This is a genomic window from Microbacterium sp. PRC9 (genome assembly GCF_031844125.1).
In the GTDB taxonomy this organism is placed as follows: Bacteria; Actinomycetota; Actinomycetes; order Actinomycetales; family Microbacteriaceae; genus Microbacterium.
In genome coordinates this window covers 444,836-461,477 of record NZ_JAUZUR010000003.1, presented here as the reverse complement: position 1 = coordinate 461,477, position 16,642 = coordinate 444,836, and the positions used below count along the sequence as shown (strand labels likewise).

Annotated in this window: 17 protein-coding genes; 9 read left to right on the top strand and 8 right to left on the bottom strand. The window is 71.0% G+C overall.

Annotated features, from left to right (window positions below):
• The first annotated feature begins 25 nt into the window (after nt 1-25).
• The 7 genes from Q9R33_RS08945 (at nt 26) to Q9R33_RS08915 (ending at nt 8,127) form a co-directional block, all read left to right on the top strand.
• Nucleotides 26-1,009: a hypothetical protein gene (locus Q9R33_RS08945; RefSeq protein ID WP_311293525.1), complete on the top strand. Its 984-nt coding sequence runs from the start codon at nt 26-28 to the stop codon at nt 1,007-1,009.
• Between the two features lie 119 nt (nt 1,010-1,128).
• Nucleotides 1,129-2,742, top strand: a complete 1,614-nt coding sequence (locus Q9R33_RS08940) for a hypothetical protein (RefSeq protein ID WP_311293524.1) — start codon at nt 1,129-1,131, stop codon at nt 2,740-2,742.
• Between the two features lie 329 nt (nt 2,743-3,071).
• Complete coding sequence (eis, locus tag Q9R33_RS08935; RefSeq protein WP_311293523.1) at nt 3,072-4,346, top strand: GNAT family N-acetyltransferase; 1,275 nt, start codon at nt 3,072-3,074, stop codon at nt 4,344-4,346.
• Between the two features lie 160 nt (nt 4,347-4,506).
• Nucleotides 4,507-5,445 (top strand): ABC transporter ATP-binding protein, encoded by a 939-nt coding sequence (locus Q9R33_RS08930; RefSeq protein WP_311293522.1) that lies wholly within the window; start codon nt 4,507-4,509, stop codon nt 5,443-5,445.
• A complete protein-coding gene (locus Q9R33_RS08925) occupies nt 5,442-6,260 on the top strand; it encodes an ABC transporter permease (protein WP_311293521.1) in 819 nt (272 codons plus the stop codon). Before Q9R33_RS08930 ends, Q9R33_RS08925 begins: the two co-directional genes overlap by 4 nt.
• Nucleotides 6,261-6,346: 86 nt before the next feature.
• Nucleotides 6,347-7,525: a sensor histidine kinase gene (locus Q9R33_RS08920; RefSeq protein WP_311293520.1), complete on the top strand. Its 1,179-nt coding sequence runs from the start codon at nt 6,347-6,349 to the stop codon at nt 7,523-7,525.
• Complete coding sequence (locus Q9R33_RS08915; protein ID WP_311293519.1) at nt 7,522-8,127, top strand: response regulator transcription factor; 606 nt, start codon at nt 7,522-7,524, stop codon at nt 8,125-8,127. The genes Q9R33_RS08920 and Q9R33_RS08915 overlap by 4 nt, the downstream gene beginning before the upstream one ends.
• A 61-nt stretch (nt 8,128-8,188) precedes the next feature.
• Here the strand turns inward: Q9R33_RS08915 and rplI are convergent, their stop codons facing one another.
• The 6 genes from rplI to Q9R33_RS08885 form a co-directional block, all read right to left on the bottom strand.
• On the bottom strand, nt 8,189-8,641 hold the full coding sequence (rplI, locus tag Q9R33_RS08910; protein ID WP_045301894.1) for a 50S ribosomal protein L9: 453 nt from the start codon (nt 8,639-8,641) through the stop codon (nt 8,189-8,191).
• Nucleotides 8,642-8,652: 11 nt separating this feature from the next.
• The gene (gene rpsR, locus Q9R33_RS08905) at nt 8,653-8,907 is read right to left on the bottom strand and encodes a 30S ribosomal protein S18 (protein WP_045301896.1); all 255 of its coding nucleotides are present in this window, start codon (nt 8,905-8,907) and stop codon (nt 8,653-8,655) included.
• Nucleotides 8,908-8,981: 74 nt separating this feature from the next.
• Nucleotides 8,982-9,509, bottom strand: a complete 528-nt coding sequence (locus Q9R33_RS08900) for a single-stranded DNA-binding protein (RefSeq protein WP_045301898.1) — start codon at nt 9,507-9,509, stop codon at nt 8,982-8,984.
• A 5-nt stretch (nt 9,510-9,514) separates the two neighbouring features.
• Nucleotides 9,515-9,883, bottom strand: coding sequence for a 30S ribosomal protein S6 (gene rpsF / locus Q9R33_RS08895; RefSeq protein ID WP_045301900.1), 369 nt, complete (start codon nt 9,881-9,883; stop codon nt 9,515-9,517).
• A 110-nt stretch (nt 9,884-9,993) separates the two neighbouring features.
• Nucleotides 9,994-11,163 (bottom strand): CoA transferase, encoded by a 1,170-nt coding sequence (locus tag Q9R33_RS08890; protein ID WP_311293518.1) that lies wholly within the window; start codon nt 11,161-11,163, stop codon nt 9,994-9,996.
• Nucleotides 11,160-12,359, bottom strand: a complete 1,200-nt coding sequence (locus Q9R33_RS08885; protein WP_311293517.1) for an acyl-CoA dehydrogenase family protein — start codon at nt 12,357-12,359, stop codon at nt 11,160-11,162. Before Q9R33_RS08885 ends, Q9R33_RS08890 begins: the two co-directional genes overlap by 4 nt.
• Before the next feature lie 107 nt (nt 12,360-12,466).
• Here Q9R33_RS08885 and Q9R33_RS08880 point away from each other — a divergent pair, with 107 nt between their 5' ends.
• Both Q9R33_RS08880 and Q9R33_RS08875 read left to right on the top strand, forming a co-directional pair.
• Nucleotides 12,467-13,672 (top strand): hypothetical protein, encoded by a 1,206-nt coding sequence (locus Q9R33_RS08880; protein WP_311293516.1) that lies wholly within the window; start codon nt 12,467-12,469, stop codon nt 13,670-13,672.
• A gap of 234 nt (nt 13,673-13,906) precedes the next feature.
• Entirely contained in the window at nt 13,907-14,395 is a 489-nt protein-coding gene (locus Q9R33_RS08875) for an FBP domain-containing protein (RefSeq protein ID WP_311293515.1), read from the top strand.
• Nucleotides 14,396-14,574: 179 nt separating this feature from the next.
• On the opposite strand, the gene Q9R33_RS08870 is transcribed toward Q9R33_RS08875, so the two are convergent.
• Nucleotides 14,575-14,994, bottom strand: a complete 420-nt coding sequence (locus tag Q9R33_RS08870) for a DUF779 domain-containing protein (RefSeq protein WP_311293514.1) — start codon at nt 14,992-14,994, stop codon at nt 14,575-14,577.
• 8 nt (nt 14,995-15,002) lie between these two features.
• A complete protein-coding gene (locus tag Q9R33_RS08865; protein ID WP_056365621.1) occupies nt 15,003-16,553 on the bottom strand; it encodes an aldehyde dehydrogenase family protein in 1,551 nt (516 codons plus the stop codon).
• Nucleotides 16,554-16,642 lie beyond the last annotated feature (89 nt).

The following is a 16,642-nucleotide window of genomic DNA, read 5'->3' as shown; positions in this document are numbered from 1 at the left end:
GGCTCTTTCGTCGTGGGAGGTGAACGTGGAGATCGCAACCTCGCAGCTGCCGAGGATCGTGCGGCTGGCCCTCATCGGGGCCGCGACCGCGTTCGCCTGGCTCGTCGTCTCGCTGGTCCTCGGCCTCGGCCTCGGACAGGCGCATGCCGACGAGCCCGACGACGCAGGAGCGCTCGGGGGTGCCCTCGGCGCCGTGACCTCGCTGGTCGACACGACCGCGTCGACGGTCACCGGCACCGTCTCGACCGTCACGACCGGCGTGAGCAACGCGGTGAACAACGTGGTCGCCGCCGCTCCCGCTCCTGTGCAGCAGCCCGTGAGCCAGGTCGTGCAGACCGTCGGCTCGGTCGTCACGACGGTGACCCAGCCGGTCTCGGAGGCCGTCTCCGGCGGTGTCGTGAGCGAGATCGCCAAGCCGGTCGTCGACCTCGTCACCGAGGTGCCGATCGTCGGCGGGATCGTCTCGGGCGTCGGCCTCGACGATGCCGTGAGCGACCTCGGCGGCACGGTCGACGCGACACTGGGCGGTCTGGTCGGCGCCATCGACGGGACTGGCTCGACGATCGGCCAGCCGCCGGCGACCGTCCCGGGTCTGCCCGCACTTCCCGCGATCCCGCATCTTCCGGGCCTTCTCGACAGCCCGGCCGACTCTTCGGCGCCGACCGCGATCGCACTTCCCGCCGCGCGGACGGATGCTGCCGCGGCCCTTTTCACGACGACAGCGGGTGCGCTCGGGCACTGGGCCGCGGCATCCGTCACCGAAGCGGCCACGCGCGCCGCTCTCGTCATGTCTTCCGCCGCGCTGGTCGCAGGCGGACTCTTCGGCTCCGCAGGCGGACTCTGCCTGTCGATCGCTTCCGCGGGACCCGGTGGTGCGGGTCCCGGCGCCTGGGCGCTCGCTGCCCTCCTTCCGCTCGTCGCACACCGTGCCTGGGTGCGCCGAGCAGGACCGCAGGACGAGCACGCGCCGCCGGCGCCCGCCGGCTCCACCGACGTCTCCCCCGACTGATCGGCTCGCCGCCGCTTCTGCTCACCCGAGCGTGAGCGGCAGAGCATCAGCGCGCCCTCCGCGCTGAGCAGTGCGACCCTTCCGCGCTGCGAACCGATCAATTCACAAAGGGGAACATCATGCGCACTTTCTGCAAGCGCGCCCTCTTGGGCACGCTCCTGGCCGGCGGCATCACGCTGCTCGGCGCGACGGTCGCCAACGCGGCCGAACCACCATCGGATCCGGACCTTCTGTCGTCGGTGGTCGCCGACAACGGGCTCGTCGACTCGATCGTCGGCGACGGCATCGTCGAGCCGCTGCTGGGCGATGACGGCGGTCTCGACCCCGTCGCCGACGCCGCAGCCGCGGTCGTGAACGACGTCACCGACACCACCGCCGGCACGGCCGTCGTCAACACCCTCGTCGGCGACGGCGGCGCACTCGATGATGTCGTCGGCGACGGCGCCCTCGTCGAGGGCGGAACCGTCGGCACCCTCGCCGCAAACGGTGATGCCGTCATCGACGACGTCGCCGCGGGTGCCATCCAGGCCGCCGTCACGGATCTCGGAACGACGGTCCAGGATCTCGGCTCCGATGTCGGACAGACCATCACCGATGCAGCGGCCAACACCGACGATCAGGTCGTCGACGGCCTCGTGCACGACGCGCTCACGGACGCGGTGGGTGTGCTGTCGGGCGACACGGCGATCACCGGCGCCGATGGCCTGGTCCAGCACGCAGGGGAGAACACCGGCGACGCCATCGACACGACGGGCCTGCTCGAAGACGCCCTCGAGCAGACGCTCGAAGGCGGCCCCGCGTCGACCCCGGCCACTCCGGTCGCGGACGCGGACGGCCTGCTGACCGGTCTGACCGAGAACGACGGCATCGTCGACGGTCTCCTCGGCGACAGCGTGCTCGATCCAGTCCTCGGCGACGACGGCGCGCTCGCGCCGCTCACGGATCCGGTCGGCGACCTCCTCGATGGCGTCACCGATACGACCGCGGGCACCGGCATCCTGGATGGCCTGCTCGGTGACGAGTCCGGTCTGAACGATGTCGTCGGCGACGGCATCCTGGTCGAGGGCGGACTCGTCGGCAACCTCGTCGACAACGGGGACAACCTCGTTGACGATCTGCTCGACGGCGACCTCGACGGCGCCGTCGACGACCTCGGCAACACGGTGGCCGTCCTGGGTGCCGACCTCGGCACCACGGTGACCAACGCCACGGAGAACACCGCCGACCAGGTGCTCGATTCTCTGGTGAACGACGCGCTGGGCGACGTCGGCACGGTCCTCGACGAACTGGTGAGCGGCGGCGACGTGCTCGGCGCCGTCTCCGGCACGGTGCAGAACGCCGGAGACAACGTGGCGGACGCGGTGGACGACACCGGACTGGTCGACGATCTGCTCACCGACCTGCTCGGCGACACGGACGTGACCGGGCCGGTCGATCCGACGGACCCCACCGATCCGACGGACCCGACCGATCCCACCGATCCGACGGACCCGACCGATCCCACCGATCCGACGGACCCGACCAGCCCCACCGGCCCCGGTGACGGCGGCACGGGAGGCACCGACGGCACGACCGGCTCGGCGGCCGCGGTCACGGGCTCGGCGGCTACGGCCGGCACCGCCACTCAGCTCGCCACGACGGGAGGGACGGGTGTGATGCCGTTCCTGCTGCTCGCGCTCTCGCTGCTCGCAGCGGGCGCCATCGCACGCGCGTCGCGGCGGCGCTCCGCGTGAGTCGACGGGGCGGGTCGACGTACCCCAGGCGTCCCTCGCCCCCACCCGCGTGAGCGCGCGGGAGGGCCGTCCCCCAGCGGCCCTCCCGCCCTCAACGCCCCCGATCGCGAGAGCCGGCTCTGCCTGGACCGCGCCCCGCGATCGGGGGTACACACCATCTCCGCAGTCCGGTGTCCCGGCACAATGCCTGGACCGGGGCGACGTACTCGGAGATGTCACGAGCGGATGCCGCGACCCGGGGGGCTCGCGGCATCCGCCTCGTCATGCCTGCTCGAGCCGCGCACATCCGACGCGTTGCGCGCCTCCCCACTCCTCGCCAGAGTGGAGGGATGCCGCTGCCCGAGCCCTATCGCCTGGCCCCCGTCGACGCCGACCGGCTGGAGGACGTCCTCCGCCTCGACACCTGGGCCTTCCCCACCGAGCGCTCCGTCGAGGCGCTGCGGGAGCTCCCGAGCCCGCTCAGCTGGGATCGCACCTACGGGATCACGCGCGTCGACGACGACGAGGTGCTCGCCGGCTTCCACGGCGCCTATCCGCTGCGCGCCTACCCCGTCCCCGGCGCCGAGGTCGCGTGCGGCTGGCTCACCTGGGTCGGCGTGCACCCGGGGCACCGGCGGCGCGGCATCCTCCGCGGCATGATCGAGCACCACTTCGCCGACTGCCTCCGCAACGGCGAAGCGATCTCGGGCCTCATGGCCGCCGAGACCCCCATATACGGCCGCTTCGGCTACGGCATGGCCTCGACCCAGCTCGACCTCACGATCCCGCGCGGAGCTGCGCTGCGGCCGGTGGCCGGGGCGTCCGAGCTCGAGGTCGAGCTGGAGGAATGGGATGCCGAAGTCCACGGCGATCTCGTCGCCTCGATCCATCGCGACTATGCGCGGCTGCCGGCCGGCCTCGGTCGTCCGGGGTGGGCGACGCGCGAGACCCCGCAGCAGCGCACCGCCCGCGACGCCGACCCGCCCGCGTACCGCGGCGGCAAGGAGTCGCTGCGGCTCCTGCTGGTGCGCGACGCCGCCGACAACACGCTCGCGTACGCGACCTTCCGGCGTGCGACATCGTGGGAGCGCGCCGGCGCCGAGGGCACCGTCCACGTGCGCGAGGCCGTCGCGCTGACCGCGGCGGCGGCCCACCGCATGTGGTCGGTGCTGCTCGACCTCGACCTCACGAGCCGCGTCAAGATCTCGAATCTTCCCGTCGACGACCCCATCGTGTCGCTGCTCGTCGACATCCGCCCCGCGGTTCCCGACTTCCAGGACAACTCGTGGATCCGCATCCTCGACCTGCCGGCGGCGCTCGGGCGGCGGCGCTACGCGGGCGACGTCGACGTGGTGCTCGAGGTGACCGACGCGATGCTGCCCGCGAACGCGGGCCGGTGGCGCGTGCGCGCCGCCGCGTGGGAGCACGCCGAGGTGGCAGCATCCGATTCCGAACCCGACCTCGTGCTCGACGTCCGCGAACTCGGAGCGGCGCACCTCGGCTCGATCTCGCTCAGCTCGCTCGCGCAGGCGGGCCTCGTCGAGGTGCGGACACCCGAGGCGCTGCGCGCGGCCTCGGCGGCGTGGTCCTGGCCCGTCGCGGCCGGCGCGAACTGGATCTTCTGACCTTCTCGGCTCAGAACTCAGGCAGAAGAATCGCCCCACGGTCGCCGGCACGAGCGCCTGGAGCCCGGTTCCGCCGGAGTCGTGACCCGTGACGGATGTCACAGCCACATCGTGACAGCCGTGTGAGGGTCGCGGGCGCCCGCCGCGCGACGCTGAGGGCATGAAGATGACACAGACCCTCGCGCGAACGGCGGCGGCAGCATCCGTGATGCCGCTCGCCATCGACGCGAGCGACCTGCGCAAGGCGTTCGGCAAGGTCCGCGCGGTCGACGGGGTGACCCTCCGGGTGCACCCCGGCGAGATCGTCGCCTTCCTCGGGCCGAACGGCGCGGGCAAGACCACGACGATCGACCTGCTGCTCGGCCTGTCGGAGCCCGACTCCGGCGCGGTGCGCGTGTTCGGCGAGCCGCCGCGCGCGGCGATCGCCCACGGCCTCGTGTCGGCCGTGCTGCAGACGGGCGGACTGCTCAAGGACCTCTCGGTCCGCGAGACCGTCGAGCTGACCGCGAGCCTGTTCGCCGACACGCGACCCGTCGACGAAGTGCTGCAGCGGGCCGGCATCGCCGAGATCGCCGGCCGCCGCGTGGGCCTGTGCTCGGGCGGGCAGCAGCAGCGCCTGCGCTTCGCCATGGCGCTGCTCTCCGACCCCGGCGTGCTCATCCTCGACGAGCCCACGACCGGCATGGACGTCGAGGGCCGGCGCTCGTTCTGGAGGGCCATCCGGGCCGACGCCGCGCGCGGTCGCACCGTGCTGTTCGCGACGCACCACCTCGACGAGGCCGACGAGTACGCCGACCGGATCGTTCTGATGAACCGGGGACGGATCGTCGCCGACGGCACGACCGCCGACATCAAGAACATGGTGTCGGGACGGACCCTGACCGCGACGGTCACGGATGCGGATCCGGCCTTGCTGGCGGCGCTGCCCGGCGTCGACAGCGTCGAGGCGCTGGGCGACCGGCTCAGCATCTACACCAGGGATGCGGACGCCGTCGCCCGGCACCTCCTGACCCGCACCGATGCGCGCGACATCGAGATCGCCGCGCAGAGCCTCGAGAGCGTCTTCCTCGCCCTCATCTCCGAAGGAACGGCATCATGACCACCACCGCACCCACCGCCGACCGGGTGTCGCTCGAGCGGCGCGTGCCGCCGCTCGGCGGCTTCAGCCTCACCTACCTGGGCATCGAGCTCAAGCGCAAGCTGCGGGGTCGCCGCATCCTGCTCTTCATCGTGGCGTTCCCCATCGTGATGTTCGTCATCATCGGACTCCCGCTGCGCGACCAGCCGCTCACGGCCACACCGGTCTCGCAGGGCGGGCCCTCGGTGGCCGCCTACATCATGGTGTCGATGGCGATGTACGGCGCCATGATGTCGGCCACGCAGACCGGTGCCGCCATCGGGATCGAGCGGGCGCAGGGATGGAGCCGCCAGCTGCGGCTCACCCCGCTGAACCCACTGGTCAACGTCATCGTGAAGACGATCGCCGGCATGCTGCTGGGGCTCGTCGCCGTGGTCGGCACCTACATCACCGGCGCGATCAGCGGCGTCCAGCTCACGCCGGCACAGTGGGTTGCGACCGGGCTGGCCGGCTGGCTGCTCGCGAGCGCCGTGTTCACGACACTGGGCCTCATGATGGGCTATCTCGTGCCGGGCGAGGGGGCCGCGCAGATCACGAGCCTTGCGATCGTGCTGCTGTCGTTCCTCGGCGGGCTCTTCACACCGCTCAGCTCGATGCCCGACTTCGTTCAGGTGATCGCGCGGTTCACACCGGTCTACGGCATCAGTCAGATCGCGCGGGCACCGCTCACCGGAGCGGGAGTCGACCCGCTGTGGTTCGTGAACACGGTCGTGTGGCTGGCGATCTTCGTCGCCGGTGCCGCCTGGGCCTTCCGCCGCGACACGAAGCGCGTCTGACCGGCGATCGCGGCGCCGGCCGCGCGACTCTTCGCCACTCGCGCGGCCGGTGCCGCTCGCCGACCTCGACCCCTAGGGTGAGAGCCATGCACGCGACGTCTCGCGGCGACGGACTCGATGCCGATCCTCCTCCGGGAACCCCCGTGCGACGACCCGACGCGACGATCCGGGCGACCGGCCCCTTGCCGCGAGCCCTCTGGTCGCGGCAGGCCGCGGGCTGGTACATCGGGGCCGGAGTATCCCTGCTCTGGCTGATCGGCCTCGCTCAAGAGGTGATCGCACAGTCGGCATCCGCCGCGGCGGCGACGACGGGCGTGCTCCTGCTCATCTTGTTCGCAACCGCGTACCTTCTTTCCGCTCCTCTCGCGTGGACGCTGCGCACCCGTGGCCGGCTCACCGTGTGCGCCGGGCTCTTCGCCCTGTCGTTCAGCCTGTTCCCGTGGCTCGGCTGGGGCATCGCGCCCGCCTGGACCTACGTCGGCGTCACCTTCGGCATGTGCGTCTTCCCCTGGCGGTGGACGTGGCCGGCGATCCTCGGACTCGGAGGGCTCGCCCTCGTGACGGCCGGCATGACCGAGGGCTGGGACGAGAACGTGCTCTGGGTTCCGGCGATCATCGTCTCGATCTCGATCATGCTGGCGTCCTTCGCCCGCACGACTGCGGCGATGAGCCAGCTGCGGCACGCGCAGAAGCAACTCGAGGCGCTGGCGGTCGAGCGCGAGCGCGGTCGGGTGGCCCGCGACATCCACGACATCCTCGGCCACTCGCTCACCGTCGTCACCGTGAAGGCCGAGCTCGCCGGGCGACTCGTGGACGTCGACCCGCAGCGCGCCAAGGCCGAGATCGCCGAGGTGGAGTCGCTCGCCCGGGGCGCGCTCGCCGACGTGCGCGCGACGGTCGCCGGGGTACGGTCGGTGAACGTGAGCGGCGAGCTCGCAGCGGCCAAGGCCGCGCTGGCCGCTGGGGGCATCGCCGCGGAGCTGCCGTCGTCGACGGATGCTGTGCCCCCGCATCGCCGCGAACTGGCGGGGTGGGTCGTGCGCGAGGGGGTCACCAACGTCGTCCGGCACTCCGGTGCGACGGTCTGCCGCGTGACGCTCGCCGCACATGAGGTCGAGGTGGCCGACGACGGAACGGGCCCGACGGACTCGACGACGACGTCGACCGGACTGGCCGGCCTGCGCGAGCGCGTCGAGGCCTCCGGCGGGCGCCTCGTGATCGGGCGCAGCGACCTGGGCGGCTTCAGCCTGCGGGTGACGCTGTGATCCGCCTGCTCATCGCCGACGACCAGGCGCTCGTGCGCGGCGCGCTGTCGGCGCTCCTCGGCCTCGAGCCCGACATCGAGGTCGTCGCCGAGGTCGGCCGCGGTGACGAGGTCGTCGCGGCCGCGCGCGCGTCGCACCCCGACGTCGCGATGCTCGATATCGAGATGCCCGGGCTGGACGGCATCGGAGCGGCCGCCGCCCTGCGCGCCGCGCTGCCGGGGTGCCACGTGCTCATCGTGACGACGTTCGGCCGGCCCGGCTACCTGAAGCGCGCCATGCAGGCGGGAGCCGCCGGCTTCGTGGTGAAGGACACCCCCGCCGCCCAGCTCGCCGACGCCGTGCGCCGCGTCGCCCAGGGGCTGCGGGTCGTCGATCCCGTCCTGGCCGCGGACTCGCTCGCCCAGGGCGACTCACCGCTGACCGAGCGAGAGACCGACGTGCTGTCGGCGGCGCAGACCGGCGGCTCCATCGCCGACATCGCCCGCATGCTCCACCTGTCGGAGGGCACCGTGCGCAATCACCTGTCCAGCGCCATCGGCAAGACCGGCGGCCGAAACCGCGCCGACGCGGCCCGTCTCGCCCAGGAGAACGGCTGGCTCTGACCCCGGAGACGACGGATGCCGCAGACCCGAAGGTCTGCGGCATCCGTTCGTGCGCCAGGAATTACTTGGCGGCGACCACCTGCAGGGTGATCACGGCGGTGAGGTCGTCGCGGAGGCGAACGGTCGCCTCGTGCTCGCCCACCGACTTGATCGGGGAGGTGATGTGGATCTTGCGCTTGTCGAGCTCGCCGAGACCGGCGGCCTTGACGGCCTCCGCGACGTCGACGGTCTTGACCGCACCGAACAGGCGACCCTCGGCGCCGGCCTTGACGGCCAGGCGGACCTTGTTGGTCTCGAGGTTGTTCTTCAGGGCCACGGCCTCTTCGTGGTCGTGGATCGCGCGCGCCTCGCGGGCGGCGCGGATCGACGCCACCTGCTTCTCGCCACCGCGGGTCCACGCGACCGCGAAGCCCTGGGGGATGAGGTAGTTGCGGGCGAACCCGTTCTTGACCTCGACCACGTCACCGGCGCTACCGAGCCCGGCGACCTCGTTCGTGAGAATGAGCTTTGCCATGTGGGTACTCCTTAGCGGCCAGCGCCGGCGTAAGGCAGGAGCGCCATTTCGCGCGCGTTCTTGATCGCCTTGGCGATCAGACGCTGCTCCTGCACCGAGACACCGGTGATACGACGGGCGCGGATCTTCCCGCGCTCCGAGATGAACTTGCGAAGCGTCGCGACGTCCTTGTAGTCGATGAGACCGACACGGATCGCCTTCGCGGGGGCCGCGTTCTTCGCGCCCTTCCGCGGCTTCCGGCGGTCGCCGGTTGCCTTTCCAGCCATGGTGTTTCCTTTACGTTTTGCTGATCGGATGCCTCGTCACGAGGCATCCGGAACCTGTTGTGAGATCTGACCGATCAGAACGGGGTGTCGTCGCCGTAGGCGCCCGGGGCAGCCCACGCGTCGCCGCCACCGGCGCCGCCGGCGTTCTGCGAACCGGGCGTCGACCACGGCTCGTCGGCGACCTGCGGACGCGACTGACCGCCGCCGCCGAAGTTGCCGCCGCCACCGCCGGAGCCGCCCGCGGCGCGGGTGACCTGTGCGGTCGCGTAGCGCAGCGACGGGCCGATCTCATCGACCTCGAGCTCGATCGCGGTGCGGTTGTTGCCCTCGCGGTCCTGGTAGCTGCGCTGCTTGAGGCGGCCGGTCGCGATGACCCGCATGCCCTTCGTCAGCGAGCCGGCCACGTGCTCGGCGAACTCGCGCCACACGCTCGCGCGGAGGAACAGCGCTTCGCCGTCCTTCCACTCGTTCGCCTGACGGTCGAAGTTGCGAGGCGTCGACGCGATCGTGAAGTTCGCGACGGGGAGACCGTTCTGCGTGTACCGCAGTTCGGGATCAGCCGTGAGGTTGCCCACGACGGTGATGATCGTCTCGCCGGCCATCGTCCTTACGCCTTCGCAGCCTTGGCGGTCTTGCGGGCGGCGCGCTCGTCGGCACGCTGCTTCTCCGAGGCGATCATGGCGATCGCTTCCTCGGCGCGCAGGACCTTGGTGCGCATGATCTGCTCGCTCAGGTTGAGCTGGCGGTCGAGCTCCTGCGTGGTCGCAGCCGTGGCGGTGAAGTTGACGACGGCGTAGATGCCCTCGTTCTTCTTCTGGATCTCGTAGGCAAGACGGCGCTTGCCCCAGATGTCGATGTTCTCGATGGTGCCGCCGTCGGTCGTGATGACCTTCAGGAACTTGTCGAGGTTGGCGCCGACCTGGCGCTCGTCGATCTCGGGGTTCAAGATGACCATGAGCTCGTACTGGTGCGTCACTAACCCACCTCCTTCGGACTAGAACGGCTGTCGGGCATTTCCCGGCAGCAGGAGGGTGTGTAGCACGTCGTCCGACTCGCCGCGCATGGTTGCGCGTGCGGACAACCCTCCTATGGTACCGGATCGTCGAGCAGACGCCGAACCCAGGCCCGGTCGGCGTCGGCCGCGGGCGGCGCGAGCGGGTACGCGGGCGGCGTGGCGGAGAAGGAGATCGGATGCCGCACCCCCGGCACGCGCTGCGCGCCGGCGTGGGCGACGGGGTCGAGGCCGAGCGCCCGGGCGCGTGCGAAGGCGGCGTCCATCGCGAGGATCGGGGCACAGGGGACCCCTGCCGCCGTGAGCCGGGCCTCCCATTCCGTCGCCGGGTGCGCGGCGAGCGCCCGCTCGAGCACCGGGCGCAGCGCCTCGCGACCCGTGCTGCGATCGGCGTTGCGGAGGAAGCGGGGGTCGGTCGCGGCATCCGGGATCTCGAGCACCAGGCAGAGCCGCTGGAACTGGCCGTCGTTGCCGACCGCGAGGACGAGCTCGCCGTCGGCCGTCGGGAACGGGCCGTACGGGTACACGCTCGGATGGTCGTTGCCGAGCCGCTCGGGCACCACGCCGGCGACGGCGTACGCACCCGACTGGTTGACGAGCGCCGACAGTGCCGACGACAGGAGATTGACCTCGACGTGCTGCCCCTCGCCGGTGGCATCGCGGTGCCGGAGCGCGGCGAGCGCGCCGAGACCCGCGTGGAGGCCGGTCACGACGTCGACGATCGCGACCCCGGTCTTCGTCGGCTCGCCGTCGGGCGCCCCGGTGACGCTCATGAGTCCCGAGAGCGCCTGGCCGAGCACGTCGTAGCCGGGAAGGGCCGAGTCGGCGCCGAAGCCGGTGATCGAGACGTACACGGCGCGGGGGTTCTCGGCGTGCACGGCGTGGTAGTCGAGGCCGAAGCGCGTGAGTCCGCCGGGCTTGAAGTTCGCGATCACGACATCGGCGCGGTGGGCGAGTGCGCGGGCGACGGCGAGGTCTTCGGCGTCGTCGAGGTCGAGCGTGATGGCGCGCTTGCCGCGGTTGATCGACAGATAGTAGGTGGCCTCGCCGTCGCGCGACGGCGGCATCCAGTGCCGCGTCTCGTCGCCCGCCGGGCCCTCGACCTTGACGACCGTGGCGCCGAGGTCGGCCAGCAGCATGGTGCAGTACGGCCCCGCGAGCACGCGGGAGAAGTCCGCGACGAGGAGGCCGGCGAGCGGGCCGGTGGCCCCCTCGTGTTGCCGAGCGTGTCGAGGCGCGGTCATCGGAACGCGCTGAGCCCGGTGAGGTGCTGGCCGAGGATCAGGGTGTGCACCTCGTCCGTGCCCTCATACGTGCGCACCGACTCGAGGTTCGCCGCGTGCCGGATCGGCGAGTTCTCGAGCAGCACGCCATCGCCGCCCAGGATCGTGCGGGCTTCGCGCGCGATCTCGATCGCCTCGCGCACGTTGTTGAGCTTGCCCAGCGAGATCTGGGTGGGCGTCAGGGTTCCGGCATCCTTCGCGCGCCCGATCTGCAGCGCCAGGAGGGCGCCCTTCTGCAGCTCGACGACCATGTCGACGAGCTTGCGCTGCGTGAGCTGGAATCCCGCGATCGGCCTGCCGAACTGCTCGCGCCGCAGCGCGTGGCGCAGCGCCGCCTCGTAGCTGTCGCGCCCGGCGCCGAGCGCGCCCCAGACGATCCCGTAGCGCGCGTCGTTCAGGGCCGAGAACGGTCCGCGCAGTCCTCGCGCTCCGGGAAGGAGAGCGGATGCCGGCACTCTCACCTCGTCGAAGTGCAGCGCCGTCTGCACCGACGCCCGCATCGAGCCCTTGGGCTCGAGGACGGTGATCCCGAACCCGGGCGCATCGGTGGGCACGATGAAACCGCGGACGCCGTCGTCGGTCTGCGCCCACACCACCGCGAGCTGCGCGAGCGACGCGAGGCCGATCCAGCGCTTCGCGCCCGTGATCACCCAGTCATCGCCATCGCGGCGGGCGAACGTCGTCATGCTCGACGGGTCGGACCCGGCGCCCGGCTCCGTGAGCCCGAACGCGCCGATCACCTCGCCCGCAGCCATCGGCGGCAGCCACTCCTGCTTCTGCTCCTCGCTGCCCCAGCGGTGGATCGAGCCCATCGCGAGCGAGCCCTGCACCGAGACGAACGTGCGGATGCCGGAGTCGCCGGCCTCGAGCTCGAGCGCGGCCAGACCGTACTCGACGGCGCTGCGGCCGGGGCATCCGTACCCGTCCAGCTCCATCCCGAGCACTCCGAGGCGTCCGAGCGCAGGTGCCAGCTCGACCGGGAAGTGCGCCCGGTCGAACCAGTCCGCGATGTGGGGGCGCAGCTCTGCGTCGACGAACGCGCGCACCCGGTCGCGGATCGTCCGCTCGTCGGGGCTCAGCTGCGCATCGATGCCGAGGACATCGGATGCCTCACGCAGCGCGGCGAGATCGTCGGGGTCACGGCGGGCATCGGTCACGGCGCCTCCTCGCGCAGAATCCATCGGGCGCGCGCTCGCGCCGACACCCCTTGATCATGCCCGCAATCGCCCGCCACGCGCAGAACCGGCGCGGGTAGCGTGGTCGGGTGAGTGTTCCTCCCGCCGGGCAGAGCTCCTACCCGTTCGACGCGCGCCCGCTGGTCGAGCCCGTCGCACCGGGCGCCGCGCGAGCGTTCGTGCAGGAGCTGCGCCGGACGGGCCGCATCACAGGCTCTCCCGTCTTCGGCGTGCTCGTGATCGTCGTCATCGTCTTCGTGGTCGTCGTGCTGTTCGGCTCCGTCGCGATCACCCTCGTCACCAGCATCGTCAGCGTCGCGAGCGCCGGCGCCGACGGTGGGGGACTCGCCGTCCTGTTCGGCTTCCTGCCGCTCGTGGTCATCGGCATCATCGCCGCGGTGGGGATCACCCTCTTCGTGCGGGGTGCGCGCAGCAGCAGCGAGCGCATGTACCGCCTCGACCGCTTCGCGCGCGCGAACGCGATGCACTATGTGCCGCGACTCGACGCTCCGGGACTGCCGGGCATGATCTTCTCGCTCGGCAGCGGCCGCGGGTCGAGCGATCTCGTGCGCGGCGATCGTCCGCGCTTCGTGGAGTTCGCGAACTACCGCTACACGACCGGCTCGGGCAAGAACCGGCAGACGCATCACTGGGGCTACGTCGCGGTGAAGCTCGACACGCCCCTCCCGCACATCGTGCTCGACGCGACGAGCAACAACGGCCTGTTCGGCTCGAACCTGCCGCTCACGTTCGACAAGAATCAGCGCCTCAGCCTCGAGGGCGACTTCGACGAGTACTTCTCGCTGTACTGCCCCGCCGACTACGAGCGCGACGCTCTCTACCTCTTCACGCCCGACATCATGGCGCGCTTCATCGACAACGCCGCTGCGCTCGACGTCGAGATCGTCGACGACTGGCTGTTCCTCTACGCCAAGCGCGACTTCTCCACGCTCGACCCGCAGACCTGGGCGTGGCTCTTCTCCGTCGTCGGAGCCCTGCTCGACAAGTTCGCGCAGTGGGCGCGGTGGCGCGACGAGCGACTGGCCGCGGCTGCGGCTGCGGCGATGACGGATGCTGCCCCCCTCGGCTCCGCGGCGGCCGGGGCCGGCGCAGAGCAGGCAGGCGCAGCATCCGTCCCGTTCACTCCGCCCCTCGACGCACTGCGCCCGCCGCCCGGCGTCGCCCCGGCGGGCCGGCGTCTGCAGCGCGGCGTGCCGTGGCTGCCGATCATCGTCGGCGGCGTGATGGTGCTGTTCTGGATCCTGACCCAGATCGGGCCGGCCTTCCTCCGCTGAACGCGAGGCCGACGCGCAGGCCGACGCGCGTATGCTGTCGGGCGTGCATTCGACGTTCACGACGGCCGGCGGGCGTGAGGGGGTACTCGGCGCTCCACGCGCCGAGCGGAGGTAGCCGCGCGCGCCGCCGGGGTCCCTGACCTCGGGTGGTGCAGCCCGCATCATCTGCGCGCCGCCGGCCCGCAGCATCCTTTCGTCGCCGCTTCGGCGATCTCTTCCGTGAATCAAGGAATCATGCACGCATTCACCGAGAAGGACATCCGCGCGTCCTTCGTCAACGCCTCGCTGCGCGAGCGCAACTCCCTCATCGTTCCCGACCTCGCCCAGGTGGACTGGGACGGACTCGACTACTTCGGCTGGCGCGACCCGAAGCAGCCGCTCGCCGGCTTCATCGTGGTGCCGGTCGACGGCGAGGCCGTCGGCATCCTGCTGCGCCAGACCGAACAGCGCACGCGCACCCGCGCGCAGTGCTCCTGGTGCGAGGACGTCACGCTGCCGAACGACGTCGTGCTCTTCGGCGCGAAGCGGGCCGGCAAGGCCGGTCGCAACGGCGACACCGTCGGCACCCTGCTGTGCGAGAAGTTCGAGTGCTCGGTCAACGCGCGGCGCCCGATGCCGCCGGCGTACCTCGGCTTCGATGTGATCGCCGCGCGCCGGCGGCGCATCGAGGCGCTCCGCGCGCACGCCGAGGGGTTCGCGCGCGACATCCGCGACGGCGCGTGACCCCGCGTCCGGTTCAGAACACATGATGTCGCCGAGATCACACGTCGTTCACGCGCCGAACGTGTGATCTCGGCGAGAACACATGATGTGACCGCCGGGCGGGGCGCGAACACCCGCCCGGCCCACCGGGTCACTCGTCGCGGGTCGCCTGCCCGCTCGCGATCGGGCCGGATGCCCGTTCAGCTGGGCGAAGTGCCCCCTGACACCTCCGGCCCGAGGCCGAAATGCACGAGCTCTGCGTCCTCGAGCATGCGGCTGCGGATGAGGAACCGGCTGCCCGTCGGACCCTCCACGCTGAAGCCCGCGCCCCTGCCGGGGACGACGTCGATGGTGAGGTGCGTGTACTTCCAGTACTCGAACTGGGCCTGCGAGATGAACACCTCGATCGGGGCGTCCAGGCCGACGTCGAGGTCGCCCAGCCGCACGTCGGAGGGACCGACGATGAACATGCCGATCGGGAAGCACATCGGGGCGCTGCCGTCGCAGCAGCCGCCGGACTGGTGGAACATCAGCGGACCGTGCTGCACCGTCAGCTGCCGCAGCAGGGCGGTCGCAGCATCCGTCGCGGCCACCCTGCTGTAGTACGTCGTGTCTGACATGCGTCGGCTCAGAAGAAGCCCATGGCTCCGTCGGCGTACGACACCAGCAGGTTCTTGGTCTGCTGGTAGTGGTCGAGCATCTTGAGGTGGTTCTCGCGGCCGATGCCGGACTGCTTGTACCCGCCGAACGCCGCGTGCGCAGGGTACTGGTGGTACGTGTTCGTCCAGACGCGGCCCGCCTCGATCGCCCGGCCGGCGCGGTACGCGGTGTCGCCGGAACGGCTCCAGACGCCGGCGCCGAGGCCGTAGAGCGTGTCGTTGGCGATCGAGATGGCGTCGTCGAAGTCGTCGAACGAGGTGACCGAGACGACGGGTCCGAAGATCTCCTCCTGGAAGATCCGCATGTCGTTCGTGCCCTCGAAGACCGTCGGCGCGACGTAGTAGCCGCCCGACAGCTCGCCGCCGAGATCGACGCGCTCACCGCCGGCGAGCAGCTTCGCGCCGCCCGCCTTGCCGATCTCGATGTAGCTCAGGATCTTCTCGAGCTGGTCGTTCGACGCCTGCGCGCCGATCATCGTCGCAGGATCCAGCGGGTTGCCCTGCACGATCTTGCCGACACGGCCGAGGGCGTCACCGAGGAACCCGTCGTAGATCGAGCGCTGGATGAGCGCGCGCGACGGGCACGTGCAGACCTCGCCCTGGTTGAGGGCGAACAGCGTGAAGCCCTCGAGCGCCTTGTCGTAGTAGGAGTCGTCGGTCGAGCGCGCGACATCCTCGAAGAAGACGTTGGCGCTCTTGCCCCCGAGCTCGAGCGTCACCGGGATGAGGTTCTGCGACGCGTACTGCATGATGAGGCGGCCGGTGGTGGTCTCGCCCGTGAACGCGACCTTGCGGATGCGCTTGTGCTGCGCGAGCGGCGCGCCTGCCTCGATGCCGAAGCCGTTGACGATGTTGACGACACCCGCGGGCAGCAGATCGCCGATGATCTCGAAGAGGAACAGGATCGACGCCGGGGTCTGCTCGGCGGGCTTCAGTACGACGCAGTTGCCGGCGGCGAGCGCCGGAGCGAGCTTCCACGTGGCCATGAGGATCGGGAAGTTCCACGGGATGATCTGGCCGACCACGCCCAGCGGCTCGTGGAAGTGGTACGCCACCGTGTCTTCGTCGAGCTGGCTGAGCGAGCCCTCCTGGCCGCGCAGCACGCCCGCGAAGTAGCGGAAGTGGTCCACGGCGAGCGGGATGTCGGCGGCCAGCGTCTCGCGGACCGGCTTGCCGTTCTCCCACGTCTCGGCGACGGCGATGCGCTCGAGATTCTGCTCGATGCGGTCGGCGATCTTGTTGAGGATCACCGCGCGCTCGGCGGGCGTCGTGCGCTTCCACGACTCGAACGCCTTCCACGCGACGTCGACGGCGCGGTCGACGTCTTCGACGGTGCCGCGGCCGACCTCGGTGAAAGGCTTCCCCGTGACCGGGGTGATGTTCTCGAAGTACTGGCCCTTGATCGGCTCGACGAACTCGCCGCCGATGTAGTGCCCGTAGCGGGGACGGTAGTCGGCGATCGATCCTCGCTGCCCGGGTGCGGCGTAGACGCTCGAGACGCCCTCTTCGACGATGGTCATTGCTGGTCTCCTTCGACGCTGTCCGCGACGGTCGTCGTCGCGATGCGTCGAAGGTAGGCCGGGCGACGTTGCATGATGTTGCGACCTCG